Below are 18,057 nucleotides of genomic sequence, written 5' to 3'. Positions count from 1 at the left end.
AATCAGGGGTTAGCGGCAGCGGCAGAATTTTACCGGATAGGGTAGATTCGGCCTGGATGTTAACTTGCTGAAGTCAGGGGAATTAACAGGGCGATCGCAGCTAGGAATTGTAGGTTAAAAAACTTTGGAGAATTTTATGACAATCGGACTCCGAGATGATGTAGCTTACATCGTTTTGAAAAAAATTAAGGAAAGCAGCCAAAATCAAAAAGATGCTCAAGTCAACTTGAATTTGACGGATTTTTCTGAGCAAGAAGTCACCAAAAAAGAATTGCTCGACAATTTAGACTACTTGAACGAAAAAGCCTATATTAAGGCTCAGGTTGGTGGCAATCCAGAGGATGCAAATTCACCCTCTCCGATTATTTTGGAACAAGCCACATTAACCGAAAAAGGTCGCCAAACCCTTAAAAAAATGGAGTCTCATTCTCCGGCTGATGGGTTTGGCCGTCCGGGTTCTCCCATTGCTACGGAGAATGTGGGATTTCTGGAAAAGGTGATGCTAGAAGCGAACCTGAATGATATCTTTGATGCCCGGGATTTGACCGTGGTGGTGTATCGGGTAATGCGGGATGTGATGACCACTGAAGCTGCCGATCGCGTTGCTGCCGAACTGCATACTGAAGCCCAGCCAACTGCCGATAAAACTCTGCAAATGGAAGTTGCAGATTTGTGGAAAGATACGAATCCTTTTGTGGGATTTATCAGCCGAATTCGTCAGCCTTTAATTATTAAAGACGATCGCTTTTTATTCCGGATTGCTCAGGAAGGTTCTATGCCGGAATTCACGGACGCAGAACGAGTGGTTAAAGCCGTATTTTCAGCCACCAAAGAGCAACTTTCCAGTGAGCGAATTGCCGAAATTTCCCAATGGTTACCCGGTAAGGTGAAGCAACTCTGGAATCAAGCCTAAATCTGATGGTGATCAGGATAGGATAACCTCTTGAGGCGCAGTTTCCCCACCTCTACCGGCAAGGGAGACGGCGCCTCAAACTATTTAGGGGCGGCAGGTTGAGCTAGGGGGTTCTCTTGATGTAATTTAAGAGGTAGGGGAAGTCTCGACCTCTATTTTATGGAAGTCAGATTCTGTAGTTTTCACCCACTTGACAAAACGGGGAAAAGGGTGGGACTGCGATCGCCTGTTGTGGGAACCGCCCGGAAGGGGAGGGTGGTGATGCACTGATAATGCCGCAACCCCTTGATAGTCACGGCTTTTAGTGACTCTTATCACTCCGGCTTATCGATCTCGATCGCCCTATTACACCAAGAATATCACACCCGTCAAGGGGAAAAACACATAAATTAGAGAAGTAAGAAACTGTAATTTAACCGTGATTATACTTATGTCCGTCTCTGAGCGATCGTCAGAATCTACCATAGGCGAACTGACGGAAAAAATTCTGAATTCTCGTCGAATTAGCCGTCAAGATCAATCCCAATTGATGCGCCTCCTCTGCGGCAGTTATGTCGGAGAACGAGAACAAGACTTAGTGGAGAAAATTTATCAGGGATTACATCGGGGTTCAATTAAAGTTGTAGATTGAAAAATCAGCCCCAGAAACGATAGCTGTTAAAGAATTGACCGGGCTTTTTCCTTTATATTTAAACAAACTGTTGATGTTAGTTACCTGATGACCTGTTCAACCCTCATAAAGCCCGCCGATTCGGTCACGGGTGTTGCCATGACAGGGGTCCCGACTCAGGTCAGTTTCACGGTACTTTTATTAGACTTGCTCTGAACTCTCTCAAGCCCCCCAGTTTGTCACCGATTCTTGATGTCGGGCAACTCTTCAGGGAAACTATTCCCCATTTTGTCACAGTTTCTTGATAGGGAGAAACCCGTCCCTGGCCCTCTGAACTCTTACCCGGGTTCAATGGCAATAGCACCAGGGACGGGTTCTGCGATAGAACCCAGCGGAAGCTTAAAATTTGGGGAGTTGTTTATGAAATAATCCTGGATTTAATTTCAATTTGTTTCGTTTCGGGTTTAATCGTCGTTTCTGCCCCAAACTATCCTAAACTAGAAAAGATCCTCGTTTAATAACGTTTGAGGCTCGGTTATGGCATATCTGTGTAACCTGGGTAACGGCCAGCAGGTTTTTATTGATAATCAGGACAATCAAACGATTGTGACTCTCACTGGGACTCAGGCGGGTCAACAGCAACAATCAAGTAGTGGATTTTCAACGGGAAAATGGACTGCCCTCCCAATTTTATATCGCAATGCTGGGGGCTTTATTTTGCGAGTAGAAAGCGATCGCGGTCCGCATTATGTGCAGTTGCAAGGGTCCTCCCTGAGTGCGATCGCCACAGCCCCAAATTTGGAGAGTGCTGAAGTGATCGCCATGCAAGCTACAGAAACCCCCCCAAGGGCGACAATGGAACCCATGAAACCAATGGAACCCATAAAACCAATGGAACCCATAAAACCGATGAAAATGGGGGATATGGAAATGCGCATGAATCCGATGGAAATGCGGATGGGAAATATGTCCATGAGTATGGGAGAATCTACGCCATCATACCGGCAAAATTTCTGTCCCCAATGCGGTGCGCCGGTGAAAGAAAATGACCGCTTTTGTGCGAATTGTGGCGATCGGTTATCGTAGGCGATCGCCCCCTTAATTCCCCCACTGTTTTAAACTGCACTGTTGCTGCCTCACCCTAAATGTCTGTTAAAGTTGCCCTCAACCATCAAAAAATTTACCGCTTCGATCGCCCTGCGGTTTTGGGTCCCCATATCCTGCGTTTACGCCCCGCCCCTCATTGCCGCACCCCGATTCATAGTTATGCCTTAAAAATTCAGCCAGAGAATCATTCCCTCTATTGGCGGCAAGGGGTGGGCGGTGATTTTATGGCGCGAGTTAACTTCCCCGAAAAGAGCAGTCATCTCCTGCTTCAGGTGGATTTAATTGCCCAACTTCATCCCATCAATCCCTTTGATTTTTTAGTAGAAGACTATGCCAGTTCCTACCCCTTTACCTACGACGCACAACTCGCCGCTGAACTGCAACCCTGTTTGCAAATTCAAGAATCGGGACCCTTATTAACCGAATGGCTTAATCAATTAGAAAAATCTAACCCCTTCATCACCACCTTTATTAGCAACCTTAATCAAAAACTGCAACAGGATATCGCCTATACCGTCCGATTTGAACCGGGCATTCAAACTTGTGAAGAAACCCTCTACAAACGCCTCGGTTCCTGTCGCGATACCGCTTGGCTTTTAATCCAAATTCTACGGCATTTGGGGTTGGCAGCGCGCTTTGTTTCCGGCTATTTAATCCAACTCAAACCCGATGAAACCCCCTTAGCAGGTCCTGCCGGACCCGAGACAGATAAAGCAGATTTGCACGCTTGGGCAGAAGTATATCTCCCCGGGGCTGGATGGATTGGACTCGACCCCACCTCGGGAATGCTAACAGCCGAGGGACATATACCCCTCGCCGCTGCTGCTGACCCTACCAATGCCGAACCCGTCACCGGCTCAATCGGCCCTTGTGAGAGCGAGTTAACCTATTCAGTCACCGTAACCCGAATTGAAGAACAACCGAGGATGACCCAGCCTTATACCGAGGAACAGTGGCAAGCCATCACCCAGTTAGGTGAGGCAGTCGAGGCGCAGTTACAAGCCGCTGATGTGCGATTAACAATGGGGGGAGAACCTACCTTTGTTTCCCAGGACGATCGTGAGTCCGCTCAATGGCACACCGGCGCACTCGGGGAAGAAAAACGCCGATTAGCGGAGGTGTTGCTCTGCCAACTACGCCAACGCTTCGCCCCTGGGGGACTTTTGCATGAGGGTCAAGGCAAGTGGTATCCCGGGGAACCCTTACCCCGCTGGGCATTAGGCTGTTATTGGCGCAAGGATGGGGTTCCGATTTGGCACAGTCCCCTTCCGGAAACCCGAGATACAAATTATACGGCAAAAGATGCCAAAATTTTTATTACCGCAGTCGCCCAACGGCTAGGGGTGGATACGAACTGTGTAATCGCTGCTTATGATAAAAATCCAGAAAAAGACCTCTGTGCTTATGTTTTACCCTTAATTTGGACTAAAAGTGAGGAGAGAGAGGGCTGGGTAACTTGTCCTTGGCATCCTCCCGGCGATCGCCTCTGCTTAATTGCTGGAGATTCTCCCGCTGGCTTTCGTTTACCCCTAAGTGCGATGAATTGGGCAGCGGAAGAAGTACAAACCGAAACAGAAGTCAATCCCGAGGATAGTTTTCACCCGTTTGAAGATATCTTTGCCCGAGTCCGCAACCGGCAACGTGAGAAGCTTTACCGGGTAAATGTCATCAACAGCGTTAAAGTCGCTTTATGTGTGGAAATGCGACAGGGAAAATTATACTGTTTCATGCCGCCAATTAGTGCCGCCGAAAACTACCTAGATGCGATCGCCTCCCTCGAAGATGCTGCTGTTGAAACCGGCTATGCCATCCACATTGAAGGATTTACCCCACCCAGCGATCGGCGTCTGCAAGGCTTTCAAATCACCCCTGACCCCGGCGTCATTGAGGTTAATCTGCATCCTGCCGCTAATTGGCAAGAATTGGTAGAAACTACAACCTGCCTCTACGAAGAAGCCCGACTCAGCCGCCTAGATGCGGAAAAATATACCAAAGATGGACTCCGGATCGGCACCGGAGGCGGGTCTCACATCACCTTGGGCGGTCCTAGCCTAGAGGAAAGTCCCTTACTCCGTCGTCCAGACTTACTGCGGAGTTTAATCACTTACTGGCAGCATCATCCCAGCTTATCTTACCTCTTTTCCGGCTTATTTATCGGGGCCACCAGCCAATCCCCGAGAGTCGATGAAGGGCGTTTTGAAAATTTATATGAACTAGAAATCGCTCTCGCACATTTAGTCCCCAAAACCGACATTCCCCCCAACGTCATCGATCGCTTGTTACGGAACCTCCTAATCGACGTCACCGGCAACACTCATCGCAGTGAGTTTTGCATTGATAAACTGTATCCGGTGGAAAATTGGAAAAATCAACTGGGATTGCTCGAACTACGCGGCTTTGAAATGCCCCCTCACCCGCGCATGGCAGTGGTTCTGGGCTTACTGATTCGCGCCCTAGTTGCCCGCTTTTGGCAACAACCCTACACCGGAAATTTGGTGCGATGGGGGACAATTTTACACGATCGCTTTTTATTGCCGTATTACATTGCGGTGGATTTTCGAGATATCCTACGGGAGTTAACCGATAGGGGTTATCCCTTTGAGTGGGAGTGGTTTGAACCATTTTTAGAGTTTCGGTTTCCTCGCTATGGGGCGATCGTCCGCGAGGGGGTACAACTGGAACTGCGACGGGCGATCGAACCCTGGTATGTGCTAGGAGAAGAAGCCACAACCACAGGCACAGCTCGTTATGTAGACTCCTCAATGGAGCGGATCCAGGTCCTCTTGAGGAACGCTACCCCAGGACGGCACATTGTTACCTGTAACGGCTATCCCCTGCCATTACAAGGGACCGATACAGCCGGAGAATGTGTAGCAGGAGTGCGATATCGTGCCCGCAAAGTAGCAGCGGGATTACATCCGGCGATCGACCCTCATGTTCCCTTAGTCTTTGATATTGTGGATACTTGGCAGAGGCGATCGCTCGGAGGCTGTACTTACTACGCCGAACATCCGGGGGGTGTAGACTGGAACAGCTTCCCCCTCAACTCCCGAGAAGCTCACAGCCGCCTGATCACCCGCTTTGTTCCCTTGGGACATACTCCCGGCGAGATTGAGTTGCGATCGGTTTTACCCAGTCGGGAATATCCTCTCACCTTGGATTTGCGGAGGGTATAGGAAAGACTGGGGGTGAGGCGGGGAACCCCACCCTAACCCTCCCCAAGAATCAGGGGAGGGGACCGGAAGTGCCTCTGGGGAACCCCACCCTAACCCTCCCCTTGCTAAGGGGAGGGGACCGGAAAAACCCCCTCTCGTGTCATGGCTCTGCCGCCTAATAGCTTAATCAAATATAGTCTCACCTGGGATTGATAAAAAATATAAAAATGACTGGGAAATCGCCTAATTTCTCCAGTCGTAAATCCCTAAAAACCTGTTACCCAACCCCCTCAACTGTTACAAATTACTCTCTTCTAAGTGAGATGATAACTGCTCCGTTCTTACTTCAGTCAGGCGAATTTGACAGATATTAAACCCCGCATTCCCGCCACCACTGCGCTCAAATTCACAGAGTGAATCGCGATATTGAATCCAATCCAATTGTGCCGTCCTTAACTGTTCTTTGCGGTTCCCAGAAAGTTGCCGCATCACCTGCTGATAAACCGCGTTTAAGCGGTTATCTGCACTTTGATAACTTTGCCCTTGCGCTGGGGGAATTTGGCCCCGACGGTACTGATAAAGCTCAGAATTTCTAATTTCAGTTAAATTCGCTAAACAGCCCGATCGCAGCATCGGTTGCATCGATCCACCTTCGGCTATACTGCTGTAAAAGCTGCATTCAGCATCGCGAAAAGTAATCCAAGCTCGTTGTGCCGTGACTAATTGTTGCCGCCTGCTGTTGGAGAGTTGCGGGACGAGCGTTTGATAAATTCGATTGAGTTCGCGATCCGTTGCTTCCCACCGTTGTCTTGCACAAGCATTCATGTCGTTTTGACTTTGGGGATTGTCGCAATTGAGTCGGGGTTGAGCAACTGCACTGGATTGATGCCACCCAGGGGCGATCGTCATCAATCCCACTAGCCCCAATCCTCTCAACCAGGGCCAAAGTTGAGCCAGAGTTATAGCTTTCATGTTGCGTTAAGTCTCCTTATTTTATTGTGAATAGGACCCCGAGTCTTTGTCCCTGAAACTGAACCGCCACCCTATAAAATTTATTTACTACTTACCGTTATTATACCAACTTTTTCTAAGTTGTAAACCCCAGCACACATCCTGATTCGGAAAGATTCCGGCGAACCCAACGGCAACTCTTGCGCGGGGAAGTCCGATTTGACAACGGAGAATGGGTAGGTTCTAATGGGGCGATCGCCTTGCCACTGGAACTCGCACACCTGAGCATCAGGGACCTTTCCCATCCTTAGTTTTGGTCCGGATTTATCACAATTGGTAATCCCTGGTAATCTGGAAAAATGGCGATTTTTTAAAATATAATCGCCATTTTTCCGTTAAACCCTTATTCCAACAAAACCAAGGACTGAAGAATTCTTTCGACTTCCAGAGGAGAAATTCGGGTATTGCTGCCACAGGCATAACGGTTTTCTGGAACTCGCACAGCATAATAAGGAGAGGAAGTTGATGTCGCTTTGGCCGGAAAACTATATAACCTGGATTGGGGATTTGTTAATTGTTCAGGGGTGGGTGTATTTCTATCCCCAGGAATTTCACCAAATCCAATTTCTACTTTTCCTAAAAGCGGGGTTTCAATAGAGTAATGGAACTCACTATCGGGGCCCCCTAGTCCTCCCCCAATAGCATCAATCATCACACAGGCATTGTCCGCATTCCGATAGATTATTTCATAGGATGAGCCTTCTCTACATTCCCCGCCCTGGGGAATATCGGAGGAACAAAGGTTAATTTTAATTTGAGAAAGGGTAAATCCCTCGGGGATGTAGGTGGGAACAGCTACGGGAATATTAAGGGCCGCTAATGCCGATTGGGATTCGGGAGAGAGGGCGATGGATTGGGACTGTAAGGGGCGATCGGCATGGAATAAACTGAGGAGACTCAGGAGGAAAGCAGAGCCTAGATGTTGGAACTTGCGGCTGGGTTTAGTCACGGATTTTATCATAGATTTTGGGTAACTTTCAATAAAACCTGACTGCATTCTAGCAGAATTTAGCGGGTGGTTTAGGGAATGCGATCGCCTGGGTTAATTGCGAACACCGACTAAGGCGGAAATGATGGTTTCAAAGAGTTCTGTGGGTTGGGTGGTACAACCATTTGCGCCTAGTCGCTGCGCTTCCCTTTTGTGTTCCGGGAGGATGCTGCGATCGTAGAGGATATAGGGCATATAATAGCCCGATCGCCGCATTTCTTCGAGCAAGGTGTAACCGGCGCGATCGTCCGGGGGACGTTCGATATCTGAGATGACTGCATGATAGGGACTAGCTTTTATCTTGGCGATCGCATCTTCTGTATTCCGAGAAAAACTACATTGAACCCCTAAGACTTCTAAGGCTTTTTGCTCATAAGTATTTTCTTCCAAGCAATCATCAACCCACAGCACCTTTTTAGTCAGCAATTCCTCAGATATCTTAGGGTCAGAAACGCGCTCGATCGCCTGAATAATTTTTCGAGATTCCTGATTTGTATCGGCATTTTTACCGTTATTTGAGGACTCTTGACTGGATTTCTTGTGTTCGGATGCTGCACCTAGCATCGCCGCTGACTCCAGTTGTCGGGTAAGACTCGCCTCCACTCCCGCTGGCCCTGCTTTTAAGGTGAATTGACTGATAGTATTGATGAGTTTTTTTAAAGAGTCTCCAAAGTAAACTACGAAAAATACCGCAAAAGCAGGCCAGATTACGGCCTCAATGAGGGAAATGATTCCATTAAAAACTTCCTTGATTATATCAAATTTCATGATTCATCTAAAGCTAAATCAAAAGCGGGTCTACATTTTTAGACCTATTGTATCACTCCAGACTCGGGAAGAAGGTTATTCTCTCCCCGAGTCTTGATTCATTTTACTCCATTGCCACGCCTTCCATTTCATCCTCGGTTAAACTGTACAATGCTTGCAGTTTTTCTAATTTATCTGGATCAGCATTCCAAAAACCCCGTCCGTGTGCTTCTAGCATTCTGCCTACTATATTGCGGAACGCTTCGGGATTAGCTTTCCGCAGTTTTTCTGCCATTTCTGGGTCCAAAGCGTAGGTTTCTGAGGCTCCATCATAAACCCAATTATCTTTAAAATCAACAGTCCCTCCCCATCCGATTAAGGCTGTCATGCGTTGGGAGATTTCATACGCGCCACCAGACCCTTGGTTTGCCATTGATTCCGCCCATTTGGGATTCAGGAGTTTAGTGCGATATTCTAAGCGTAACAGGTCTTCCAATTTGCGGGGGGTGGTATCTTTGGAGAAACTTTCAATTAAGCTGGCGGTGACTTTTTTGCCGCTTTGGGTTTCGGCAGCGCGTTTTAATCCGCCGGTGTTGGCATAATATTCCTGAATATCCGTGAGTCCATATTCCACGGAATCGATTTCTTGGACAATGCGATCGCTGGTTTTAAGTAACTGTTGCAACACCTCCGGACGCGCTTTTCCTTTGTCTTTTCTTCCATAACTAAACACATTGCGACTTTGCCAGGTTTGGGCTAATTCATCTCCGGAGTCCCAGCTACTTTCGATAACTTGGTCATTGACTAAAGACCCAAAATCTCCGGCAGGGTTAGAAAATAAGCGGGCGGAAACATTCTCGATTCCCTGGTATTTTAAAGCTACAGCGTGTTTTCGGATAAAGTTTTGTTCTTGGGGTTCATCTGCTTCAGCAGCGCGTAAAAACAAGTCATCCAGCAGGTCGATAATGTTGACGAAGCTATCACGAAAGATGCCGGAGAGATTGGCTAAAATATCGATGCGCGGATGTCCTACTTGGTCTAAGGGTTGGAGTTCATAGCGGACAATCCGTCCGGTTCCTTCTTTGAGGGGTTCTGCCCCGACTAATTCTAACAAAATGGCTAGAGATTCTCCCCGGGTTTTAATAATGTCTAATCCCCATAACATAACCGCAACAGTTTCCGGATATTTGCCCGTTTCTTCCAGATGTTGGGCGATGATTTTTTGAGCAATTTCTCGCCCTCGGCTGTAGGCCGCAGGGGAAGGCATTCGATAGGGGTCTAAGGCATGAATATTCCGTCCTGTGGGTAAAACTCCCGGTCCATCGCGCAATAAATCCCCACCGGGTGCAGGGGGAATATATTCCCCATTTAAACCGCGCAGGAGGTTGGTCATTTCATCAGGAGTTTGCCTTAATAATTGGCAAATTTGCACCGCTTCCTCGGGATTGGGGATGAGTTTAGAGAGGGATTCTGGGTAGTTGCTGGTGGTGAGTTCTTCTACGAGTTCTTCGTCAAAGTCTTGGTCAAAATAAGCATCGAGATAAGATTTTAATGCGGCTGGATTGGGGCTTTCTCCCAGGGTATGCAGTCCGGAGGAAAATAACCGTTGTTCCACCACTTGTAAATAGTCATAAATGGTGATAAAATAAGCGTTTAAAACCTCGGAACTAAACATTCGTGCTGTTTCTGGAGTGAAGTCAATGCCTAATTTTTTGGCTTCGGCAAAGGGACAGTCCATTTCTAGGCCAATATCAACAATTTTTTTGGCGATCGCCTCTCGTAACGCGGAATTTTTCGCCTGATCTTCTCGATATTCTCCAATCAATTCCCGCAGGGAAACCATTTCTTTGTACAATCCCGCCCGACCGTAAGGCGGCACATTATGGGAAATTAATACCCCATATCCCCGCCGCTTGGCTAATATCGATTCTGATGGATTATTCGCGGCATAAATATAGAGATTTGGCAGATTTCCTAACAGAACATCCGGCCAAGAATATCCCGTATTTCCCAAGGGAGAACCCGGCAACCATTCCACGGTTCCATGCATTCCAAAATGAACCAATGCCTGGGCCTTAAAATCATGTTGCAGCCATTTATAGAAGGCGGCATACTGAGGATGAGGGGTCATATCCCGTTCAAACATTAACCGCATAGGGTCCCCGGAAATGCCGAGAGGCGCTTGTACCCCAATCCAAATATTTCCCAAACGAATTCCACCGATCGCATACTCATCGCCGTAGGTTTTGATGCCGGTATCGGTGAGAGATTTCCATTGCTTCTCAATCCGACGAGTGAGGAGATATCCCAACCATTTATCCAGGGTTTTGACATTGACTTTAGTCGGAATGATGCCTTGCGATCGCGTTAATTTAGTCTCCATCGGTGACTCATCGGCAACCTTAACCCGTCGGATTAACTCTTCCCCATCTCCAGGTAAATCCCCTACCGTATAACCCTTATCTTTGAGGGATTGCAGGAAGTTGAGAAGACTTCGAGGGACATTCAGTAAGGCAGCGGTTCCCGTTGCACCATAACCCGGGGGAAATCCATATAAAATAATCGCAATTTTTCGGTCTGCTGGGGGTATTTTTCGCAATTCAATCCAGGATTTAATCCTTCCCGTTAACCGCTTGACTCGTTCAGGAATGAGATAGATGTCTTCCCCGACTAAACCGCCGAGGGGAACAGTATCGATCGCCCCATCGAGTTCCGGTAAGGCATATAAAACCACACTTTGCAATCCCCCAATCCCTTGGCGAGTCCAGGAATGAATATCTTGAATTAATAACGGTGCTGCGATAAAATAAGGCAGATTTTTAGCGGATAAAATACCTTTGGCAACCTCAATTTGTCGTCCCGCTTCCATTGAACCTGCCGGACCTCCTACTAAGGGAAATCCAATAGTAGAAACAATGGCATCCACTTCGACTGCTTCAGCAGATAAGGACCGAGTTGGATTCTTTCCCTGCTGTCGTTGCTGGGTTTCATCAGCGGAAGTCATCCAATCTCGAACAGCAACATGACCCTCAACGCCATTAATAAAAATCGGCAGAGGAATTAACCCCGCTTGTTCAAAGTGGCGAATTAATTGGTGAATGTAAGCTTGCTTAGTAATGACGTGCTTGCGATAGAGGAGAATTCCCACCACGGGACTCTCAAAGGAGAGAGTTTGAGTGCGATACCAATTCAAATATTGGCGGGGAGATTCAAAATATCCCGAATAGTTAGGATGGAGTAATCCCATATTAGGAGTCTCTACCGGGGGAGGAATATCCCCCACCGTTAAACCCAGATATTTTTCGGCTAAAGTCCAACACATTGCGGCAACATTATCCGCACCTCCAGCATTCCAATATCCATAAATAATCAGCCAATTGCGGAGATCCTGTACTTTTTGAACCGGGACATATTTAAGCAGTTTGGGTCCGGTTTTGAGAAAACTAATATATCCGGCGAGTTTATCTTCTTCTCTGCCGCTAGAGAACTTACTCAGAATGAATTGCACAGGTTTCGGCATTCCTTTGGGTTTGTCCCCGATCGCAAATTTTCCTAACTGAGTTAAACTCATCAGTTCCAAGGCAGACTCGAAAACCAGGCGAATGGGAATTTGTTGGACTTTTTCCCGCAATCCAATGACGCAATCATAGTCAAAAATTAAACTGGCAAAAAAGACATCGGCTTTTTGAAGTGCGGTTGCTACCTCGTCCGGTTTGGCGGTGAGGTCTCGGTCACTAAAGACCCGAATATCCAACTCAGGACAGCGCGAAATTGCTACCTGTGCCGCCTGCCGGTACAAGTCCGCATTAAAAGATTCAAATCCTGCAATTAAAACAATTCGTTTCATAAATTTAGCCGATTAATCTGACTGGTTTAATTGTAGCGGAATCAGGCAAAATTAGGAAAGGTTGTGGTAGAATAACAATAGTCGTCAACTCCCTCACTCCTATGACCCTAGCTACAGCCAAACGCTTTACCATTGACGAGTATCACCGTCTCATCGAACTGGGGTTTTTCCCGGAAGGCGATCGCACTGAATTAATCCAAGGAGAAGCAATCCAGATGGTCCCAAAAGGAAAACCTCATGCCGTTTGTTGTATGAACCTGAATGAACAACTGATTTTACGGGTGTCAGGTCAGGCTAAAATTCGCTGTCAGGACCCGATTACTCTCCCCAATCATAGCGAACCGGAACCGGATTTTACCCTAGTCAGAAACCGGGAGGATAACTACCTCTCCCATCATCCCCTGCCGGATGATATTTTGCTGGTGATTGAAATTGCCGATTCTTCCTTAGACTACGATCGCCAGGTGAAATTACCCTTGTATGCGGAAGCAGGAATTTCAGATTATTGGATTGTCAATTTATTAGAAAAGCAACTGGAAATTTATACCAGTCCTTATCAAAAATTAAGCGGAACCTTTGACTATCGGCAAAAGCAAGTGAAGCTACCGAATGAAACAACATCTATCCCTGGGGTTGAAGGGGTGATCTTGGATTTGAATCGGGTATTTCCAGCTATTTCCCCTTAATCCCTGTCCCCATCCCGTTGCTTGGAGGGACAGGATAGCTATAATTTATGTCTTTAGATGGATGTAATCGCCGCCAACATAAATTTATAACACCTAGAGAGGGAGGTCGATATACCTCGAAAGGCATAAAAATTGCTGGGAGTGGGCCGATCGCCATGCGATCGCGCTAAAACGATACAAACAGCATGAATTGCCTCTGTTGATCGCCCAGTCTCTATACTCCAATCAGGTTATGCAACTGCGAAGTCTGTCCCCATTTAAGGGCCTGTCCCTCGCCTGCCTAGGGATATCCCTTCCCACGATTACGATCGCCCTTCTGTCGGTAATGGTTGCCGGATGTGATTACCGTCTCCTGTTCACGGCAACTGCTGCACCTTCTGCGGAGGCGATTTCCCCGTCTGCCCAGGAGAATCCGGACCCGGTTTCGGAAGCAATCGCCCATGCAACTACAGCGGCTAATTTAACCCAAAGTGCGAGGACATGGGAAGAGTGGGATAGAGTGGCACAGCATTGGCTAGAGGCGATCGCCCGCTTAAAAACTGTCTCAATAGAACATTATCACTGGGATTTTGCCCAACAACGAATCCCGAAATATCAAAAAAATCTCACTTATGCCCGCCAGCAATTTGACCGTTTAGACCCCTTGAAACCGGCCCTCACTAAAGGAGGGCGAGCCTCACAAATTACCCGGGTTGCCCTTCATAAAAGAGACTGGAACAAAGGTGTACAGGCTTGGCAAGACGCAGTGACGCAGTTGCAAATCATCCCGCCCACCTATCCTCAGTATGCCCTCGTCCAACAAAAACGGGTGGAGTATGAGAGAAATCTCACGTTCTCTAAACAACAACTCTTACAATTTCACCCTTTTTATCAGGGAATTGCTAAAGCAGAGGAAGCCAAGCAAGGGGCTGAAACCGCCTCAACGATGGAACAATGGGAGAAAGTATCCCTGTTGTGGAAACAGGCGATCGCCCTCTTGGTGAGCATTTCCCCTGATGATGACAAGGCAATCTTAGCCGCCCCCAAAATCAAAGAATATGAAAGTTATCTCACTGCGGTCCATCAGCAAATTGCCCAGCTTGACCCCTATAATCGGGCAGTGGCCCAAGTAGAAAGCGCCAGAAAGCTGGAAAAAACGGCGTATTCAATGGGGGAATGGGAGGCCGTCAGGGGGGAGTGGCAAAAGGCGATCGCTCATCTCAAAAACGTCCCTACTAGCCATTCCCAAAGTGCCTTGGCAGAACAACTGTTAGCCGAATCCCAGCTCAATCTCGCTTACGCAGGGCAACAAGTGAGGCAAAGCGACCCCTTTGACCGCGCGATCGCCACCGCTGAAAGTGCCACCAAACTCACAAAATCAGCCTTTTCCCTCTATGACTGGAATACGATCGCCTCTCAATGGCAAGAAGCGATCGCCCTCCTCCAATCCGTCCCTCCCACTCATGGTAAACATCCCTTAGTCGCACAAAAAATCACCGCCTATCAGGCAGCTTTAGACCATGCCATTCAGCAGTCCCGTCAAGGGTTACAACCTTTTTCCACTTCCTCACCGCCCCGCCATTCTCTAGCTAAAACCCCCTTGTAACTCTCCCGAGATGGTCAGTGCTCTTGCCTATCACAGCAGTAACTTATAATTCTCACATTTTACCAGCGATCTGGAATCGAGGTTAGAGGTGGGCAACTTTCCAAGAGTCTCTACAATAGAAGAGGGGCGATCGCCCTAGGTTCACCTCTACCATAAATTAAGGATATCCTTCATGCTTACCGGATCCCGCATTAGTGACCTGATTGAGGCCCAACGCCAATTCTTTGCCACAGGTAAAACCAAAGACATCAACTTTCGCATCGAACAACTGGAACGGCTTAAACAAGCCGTTATTGATAGCAAGGAACTCGTCATTGATGCCCTGAATAAAGACCTTAGAAAGTCTGAACTTGAAGCGTATTTAACCGAAGTCGGCGTAATTCGAGAAGTCAATTATGTCCTCAAACATATTAAATCCTGGGCCAAACCTAAAACCGTTGCCCGTCCCCTCGATCAGTTCCCCAGTGTAGCGCGAATTTATCCCGATCCGTTAGGGGTAGTCTTAATTATTAGCCCTTGGAATTACCCCTTTCAGTTGACCATTTCTCCCTTACTGGGGGCGATTGCTGCTGGGAACTGTGTCACTTTAAAACCTTCGGAAATTTCTCCCCATACCTCGCGCCTTGTCGCCGATTTAATCCGCAAAACCTTCGACCCGAGTTATATTGCTGTAGTGGAAGGCGGCGTAGAGGCTTCCCAAGATTTATTATCCCAAAAATTTGACCACATTTTCTTTACCGGCGGGACTCAAATTGGTCGAATTGTCATGGAAGCGGCGGCAAAACATCTCACCCCGGTTACCTTAGAACTCGGCGGAAAAAGTCCTTGTATTGTGGAGACAGATATTGACCTGCCTACCGCTTGCAAGCGGATTGTTTGGGGAAAATTTATTAATGCCGGTCAAACTTGTATAGCCCCAGATTATCTTTTGGTGAATCGGCGGATTAAAGGAGATTTATTGCTAGGAATTAAACGCACCATTACCGAATTTTTTGGTCAAAACCCGGCCAATAGTCCGGACTATGGGCGGATTATTAGTGCCAAACAATTCGATCGCCTACGGGAGTTACTCCAGGAGGGAGAAATTATTGTCGGGGGTCAAACCGATGCAGGCGATCGCTATATTGCGCCAACCGTTATCGATGGGGTTTCCCTCACCTCACCGATTATGCAAGAGGAAATCTTTGGGCCAATTCTGCCAATTCTGGAATATGACAAACTAGACGAGGCGATCGCACTCATCAACCAACGACCCAAACCCCTCGCCCTTTATCTCTTTTCCAACGATAAACAAAAGCAGCAAAAAATCCTCAGAGAAACCTCTTCTGGTGGCGTTTGCCTCAACGATACCATCATGCATCTAGGAGTTTCTGAATTGCCCTTTGGTGGCGTTGGTGACAGTGGTATGGGTGCTTATCATGGTAAAGCCAGTTTTGATACCTTTTCTCATCGGAAAAGTGTGTTAGAAAAGTCTTTTCGCTTGGATTTAGACTTCCGCTACCCGCCTTATAAAAATAAGTTGGACTTTATCAAACGTTTCATCGGCGGGTAAGAAAATCCGAAGATTGGCAACAGGGGAAAACAGGAAGGAAATCAGCTATTTTTTCCTTCCTGTTCAACCTCACGACTGAAGTCGTAACGTTCAACAATTAGCAACAGGATGCGCTTAGTAACTATAGCGTTCTTCTGCCCAAGGTTCTCCTCGCTGGTGGTAACCATTGCGTTCCCAAAAACCCGATGCTTCTTCCGCTAAAAATTCTAAACCGTTAATCCATTTCGCACTTTTCCAAGCGTAAAGATGAGGGACGACGAGGCGGAGAGGGCCTCCATGTTCCGGACTCAGGGGTTCATCAAATAGAGTATGGGCGAAAAAATTTTCTTCCCGGAGGAAATCTTCGATCGCAATATTTGTGGTATAATCTCCATAGCAATGTTCCATGATGCAAATTGCTTTCGGATCGATAGTCAGGTGCTTCATGAAATCTAGGACTTTGATTCCCTTCCACTTCACATCCAGTTTAGACCAGCGGGTGACACAGTGAAAATCGGCGGTAAACTCCTGCTGAGGCATAGCCATGAGGTCATCCCAGGTAAAGGTTTGAGGTTCGACCAGACCCCAGACTTTTAAGGAATAGCGATCGCGAGAAATTTGCGGCGTATCACCATAAGTGAGCACCGGAAACCCCGTAGCCAGATGTTGTCCAGGCGGAACGCGATCGCCCAGTTCGGCAGAGGGTTTGTTAAAGAATTTACCCAACATAAGAATGATTTTTTGATAACTTCTAAGCTCTAAGTATAGTTTAATTCCTCAACTTCCCCGCAGAATATTCCTAACTGTTGAAAAGATATAGAGACGCGGAATATCGCATCTCTACAAAAATTATTTTGGGGTCCTAGACACCGAATCTGCTACCTGTCCCCGATAGTTTTCTTAAGGTCTTAACCGATCAATCGACTTATTTGATCCGATCACGACCATAACCGTTCCCCCTAGGAGTCGCCGGTTAGCGGGGGGATTGATCTCAAATTTTTCATCTTGGCTGACGGCGAGGACATTTAAACCGTAGCGATTGCGAAGTTCCAGCTCACCAATGGTTTTGCCGTGGAAGTTAGGGGGTACAATAGTTTCTACGATGCTATGTTCGGGGTCGAGTTCAAAGCGATCAAGGATACTGGGAGTCGTGATTGTACGCGCTAAGGCACAACCCATTTCCCGTTCTGGAAACACCACATGATCGGCCCCTACTTTTTTGAGCATTTTCATGTGAATTTCCGAGGAAGCTTTCGCGACGACGTGCTTTACCCCAGCTTCTTTGAGGTTAAGGGTCGTAATGATACTCTCGGACAAGAAATTCCCGATCGCGACAATCACCGTATCGAAATCCGTCATTCCTGCCTGGTGAATGGCTGCGGGTTCGGTCGTGTCCAGTTGCAATGCGTGTGCCGCAAATTGTTCGCTCACCGCTTGGGTGACTTTCTTCTCATCTACGTCAATGGCGAGCACTTCATAGCCCAATCCGTGTAGGGTATCACAGACCGCGCGACCGAAACGCCCTAACCCGATCACGGCAAATTGCTTATTGTCTGAACGCAGATTGCGAAAGAAATTCAAAGAGGATAGATTCACAGGTGCTACCTTGGATTGGAATCAATGGATTCAGATGCCACTAGAAATGCCATCTGATTCGTGAGTGCCGCCAACTGCCTCAGAATACCAAGTCTGGAATCTATTGCGCCCCCTCAGCGGAGAGGTTGTGACGGCAAGAGCATGATTTACTTTTGTTAGAGTATCAAATTTCTGGGGAGATTTGTACTTATGTAAAGATTGGGGAGATGGGGAGGATGGGGAAGATGGGGAGGATGGGGAGGATGGGGAAGATGGGGAGGATGGGGAGGATGGGGAGGATG

Annotated in this window: 15 protein-coding genes; 8 read left to right on the top strand and 7 right to left on the bottom strand. The window is 47.5% G+C overall.

Translation table 11 applies throughout. The annotated features are described in order from the left end of the window. The first annotated feature begins 136 nt into the window (after positions 1-136). From NG792_RS01400 to NG792_RS01385, 4 genes are all read left to right on the top strand, one after another. On the top strand, positions 137-913 hold the full coding sequence (locus NG792_RS01400) for a DUF2267 domain-containing protein (RefSeq protein WP_261200570.1): 777 nt from the start codon (positions 137-139) through the stop codon (positions 911-913). 418 nt (positions 914-1,331) lie between these two features. Beyond that, complete coding sequence (locus NG792_RS01395; protein ID WP_261234242.1) at positions 1,332-1,544, top strand: hypothetical protein; 213 nt, start codon at positions 1,332-1,334, stop codon at positions 1,542-1,544. Between the two features lie 516 nt (positions 1,545-2,060). After that, positions 2,061-2,609 (top strand): zinc ribbon domain-containing protein, encoded by a 549-nt coding sequence (locus NG792_RS01390; protein WP_261200568.1) that lies wholly within the window; start codon positions 2,061-2,063, stop codon positions 2,607-2,609. Between the two features lie 59 nt (positions 2,610-2,668). Next, a complete protein-coding gene (locus NG792_RS01385) occupies positions 2,669-5,806 on the top strand; it encodes a transglutaminase family protein (RefSeq protein WP_261234241.1) in 3,138 nt (1,045 codons plus the stop codon). A gap of 276 nt (positions 5,807-6,082) precedes the next feature. On the opposite strand, the gene NG792_RS01380 is transcribed toward NG792_RS01385, so the two are convergent. The 5 genes from NG792_RS01380 to bchH all read right to left on the bottom strand — a co-directional run bounded on the left by NG792_RS01380 (position 6,083) and on the right by bchH (position 12,378). Further along, the gene (locus NG792_RS01380) at positions 6,083-6,757 is read right to left on the bottom strand and encodes a lysozyme inhibitor LprI family protein (protein ID WP_261234240.1); all 675 of its coding nucleotides are present in this window, start codon (positions 6,755-6,757) and stop codon (positions 6,083-6,085) included. Positions 6,758-6,872: 115 nt separating this feature from the next. Further along, positions 6,873-7,025 (bottom strand): hypothetical protein, encoded by a 153-nt coding sequence (locus NG792_RS01375; protein WP_261234239.1) that lies wholly within the window; start codon positions 7,023-7,025, stop codon positions 6,873-6,875. A gap of 114 nt (positions 7,026-7,139) precedes the next feature. Next, positions 7,140-7,745, bottom strand: a complete 606-nt coding sequence (locus tag NG792_RS01370) for a hypothetical protein (RefSeq protein WP_261234238.1) — start codon at positions 7,743-7,745, stop codon at positions 7,140-7,142. Positions 7,746-7,838: 93 nt separating this feature from the next. Continuing rightward, positions 7,839-8,552, bottom strand: coding sequence for a response regulator (locus tag NG792_RS01365; protein ID WP_261234237.1), 714 nt, complete (start codon positions 8,550-8,552; stop codon positions 7,839-7,841). A 103-nt stretch (positions 8,553-8,655) separates the two neighbouring features. After that, on the bottom strand, positions 8,656-12,378 hold the full coding sequence (gene bchH, locus NG792_RS01360; RefSeq protein WP_261234236.1) for a magnesium chelatase subunit H: 3,723 nt from the start codon (positions 12,376-12,378) through the stop codon (positions 8,656-8,658). 101 nt (positions 12,379-12,479) lie between these two features. On the opposite strand from bchH, the gene NG792_RS01355 reads away from it, so the two are divergent. The 4 genes from NG792_RS01355 (at position 12,480) to NG792_RS01340 (ending at position 16,201) form a co-directional block, all read left to right on the top strand. Next, positions 12,480-13,064 carry a Uma2 family endonuclease gene (locus NG792_RS01355; RefSeq protein WP_261234235.1) on the top strand — a complete coding sequence of 195 codons (585 nt, stop codon included), beginning with the start codon at positions 12,480-12,482 and terminating at the stop codon, positions 13,062-13,064. A 47-nt stretch (positions 13,065-13,111) separates the two neighbouring features. Next, a complete protein-coding gene (locus NG792_RS01350) occupies positions 13,112-13,234 on the top strand; it encodes a hypothetical protein (protein ID WP_261234234.1) in 123 nt (40 codons plus the stop codon). Between the two features lie 62 nt (positions 13,235-13,296). Next, positions 13,297-14,649 carry a hypothetical protein gene (locus tag NG792_RS01345; protein ID WP_261234233.1) on the top strand — a complete coding sequence of 451 codons (1,353 nt, stop codon included), beginning with the start codon at positions 13,297-13,299 and terminating at the stop codon, positions 14,647-14,649. A 172-nt stretch (positions 14,650-14,821) separates the two neighbouring features. Then, the gene (locus NG792_RS01340) at positions 14,822-16,201 is read left to right on the top strand and encodes an aldehyde dehydrogenase (RefSeq protein ID WP_261234232.1); all 1,380 of its coding nucleotides are present in this window, start codon (positions 14,822-14,824) and stop codon (positions 16,199-16,201) included. A 114-nt stretch (positions 16,202-16,315) separates the two neighbouring features. Here the strand turns inward: NG792_RS01340 and NG792_RS01335 are convergent, their stop codons facing one another. Both NG792_RS01335 and NG792_RS01330 read right to left on the bottom strand, forming a co-directional pair. Then, complete coding sequence (locus NG792_RS01335) at positions 16,316-16,909, bottom strand: sulfite oxidase-like oxidoreductase (protein WP_261234231.1); 594 nt, start codon at positions 16,907-16,909, stop codon at positions 16,316-16,318. A gap of 171 nt (positions 16,910-17,080) precedes the next feature. Then, positions 17,081-17,776 (bottom strand): potassium channel family protein, encoded by a 696-nt coding sequence (locus tag NG792_RS01330; protein ID WP_261234230.1) that lies wholly within the window; start codon positions 17,774-17,776, stop codon positions 17,081-17,083. Positions 17,777-18,057: the final 281 nt, after the last annotated feature.

The sequence above is a fragment of the Laspinema olomoucense D3b genome (assembly GCF_025370785.1).
In the GTDB taxonomy this organism is placed as follows: Bacteria; Cyanobacteriota; Cyanobacteriia; order Cyanobacteriales; family Laspinemataceae; genus Laspinema; species Laspinema olomoucense.
Note: the sequence above shows the minus strand (reverse complement) of the source record. Positions and strands in the feature narration are given on the sequence as shown.

What these genes read in the sequence shown, in the direction of transcription:
- NG792_RS01400 (WP_261200570.1), top strand. Translation starts at nt 137, where the DNA reads ATGACAATCGGACTCCGAGATGATGTAGCTTACATCGTTTTGAAAAAA.
- NG792_RS01390 (WP_261200568.1), top strand. Translation starts at nt 2,061, where the DNA reads ATGGCATATCTGTGTAACCTGGGTAACGGCCAGCAGGTTTTTATTGAT.
- NG792_RS01385 (WP_261234241.1), top strand. Translation starts at nt 2,669, where the DNA reads ATGTCTGTTAAAGTTGCCCTCAACCATCAAAAAATTTACCGCTTCGAT.
- NG792_RS01380 (WP_261234240.1), bottom strand. Translation starts at nt 6,757, where the DNA reads ATGAAAGCTATAACTCTGGCTCAACTTTGGCCCTGGTTGAGAGGATTG.
- NG792_RS01375 (WP_261234239.1), bottom strand. Translation starts at nt 7,025, where the DNA reads ATGCTCAGGTGTGCGAGTTCCAGTGGCAAGGCGATCGCCCCATTAGAA.
- NG792_RS01365 (WP_261234237.1), bottom strand. Translation starts at nt 8,552, where the DNA reads ATGAAATTTGATATAATCAAGGAAGTTTTTAATGGAATCATTTCCCTC.
- bchH (WP_261234236.1), bottom strand. Translation starts at nt 12,378, where the DNA reads ATGAAACGAATTGTTTTAATTGCAGGATTTGAATCTTTTAATGCGGAC.
- NG792_RS01355 (WP_261234235.1), top strand. Translation starts at nt 12,480, where the DNA reads ATGACCCTAGCTACAGCCAAACGCTTTACCATTGACGAGTATCACCGT.
- NG792_RS01350 (WP_261234234.1), top strand. Translation starts at nt 13,112, where the DNA reads ATGTCTTTAGATGGATGTAATCGCCGCCAACATAAATTTATAACACCT.
- NG792_RS01345 (WP_261234233.1), top strand. Translation starts at nt 13,297, where the DNA reads ATGCAACTGCGAAGTCTGTCCCCATTTAAGGGCCTGTCCCTCGCCTGC.
- NG792_RS01340 (WP_261234232.1), top strand. Translation starts at nt 14,822, where the DNA reads ATGCTTACCGGATCCCGCATTAGTGACCTGATTGAGGCCCAACGCCAA.
- NG792_RS01335 (WP_261234231.1), bottom strand. Translation starts at nt 16,909, where the DNA reads ATGTTGGGTAAATTCTTTAACAAACCCTCTGCCGAACTGGGCGATCGC.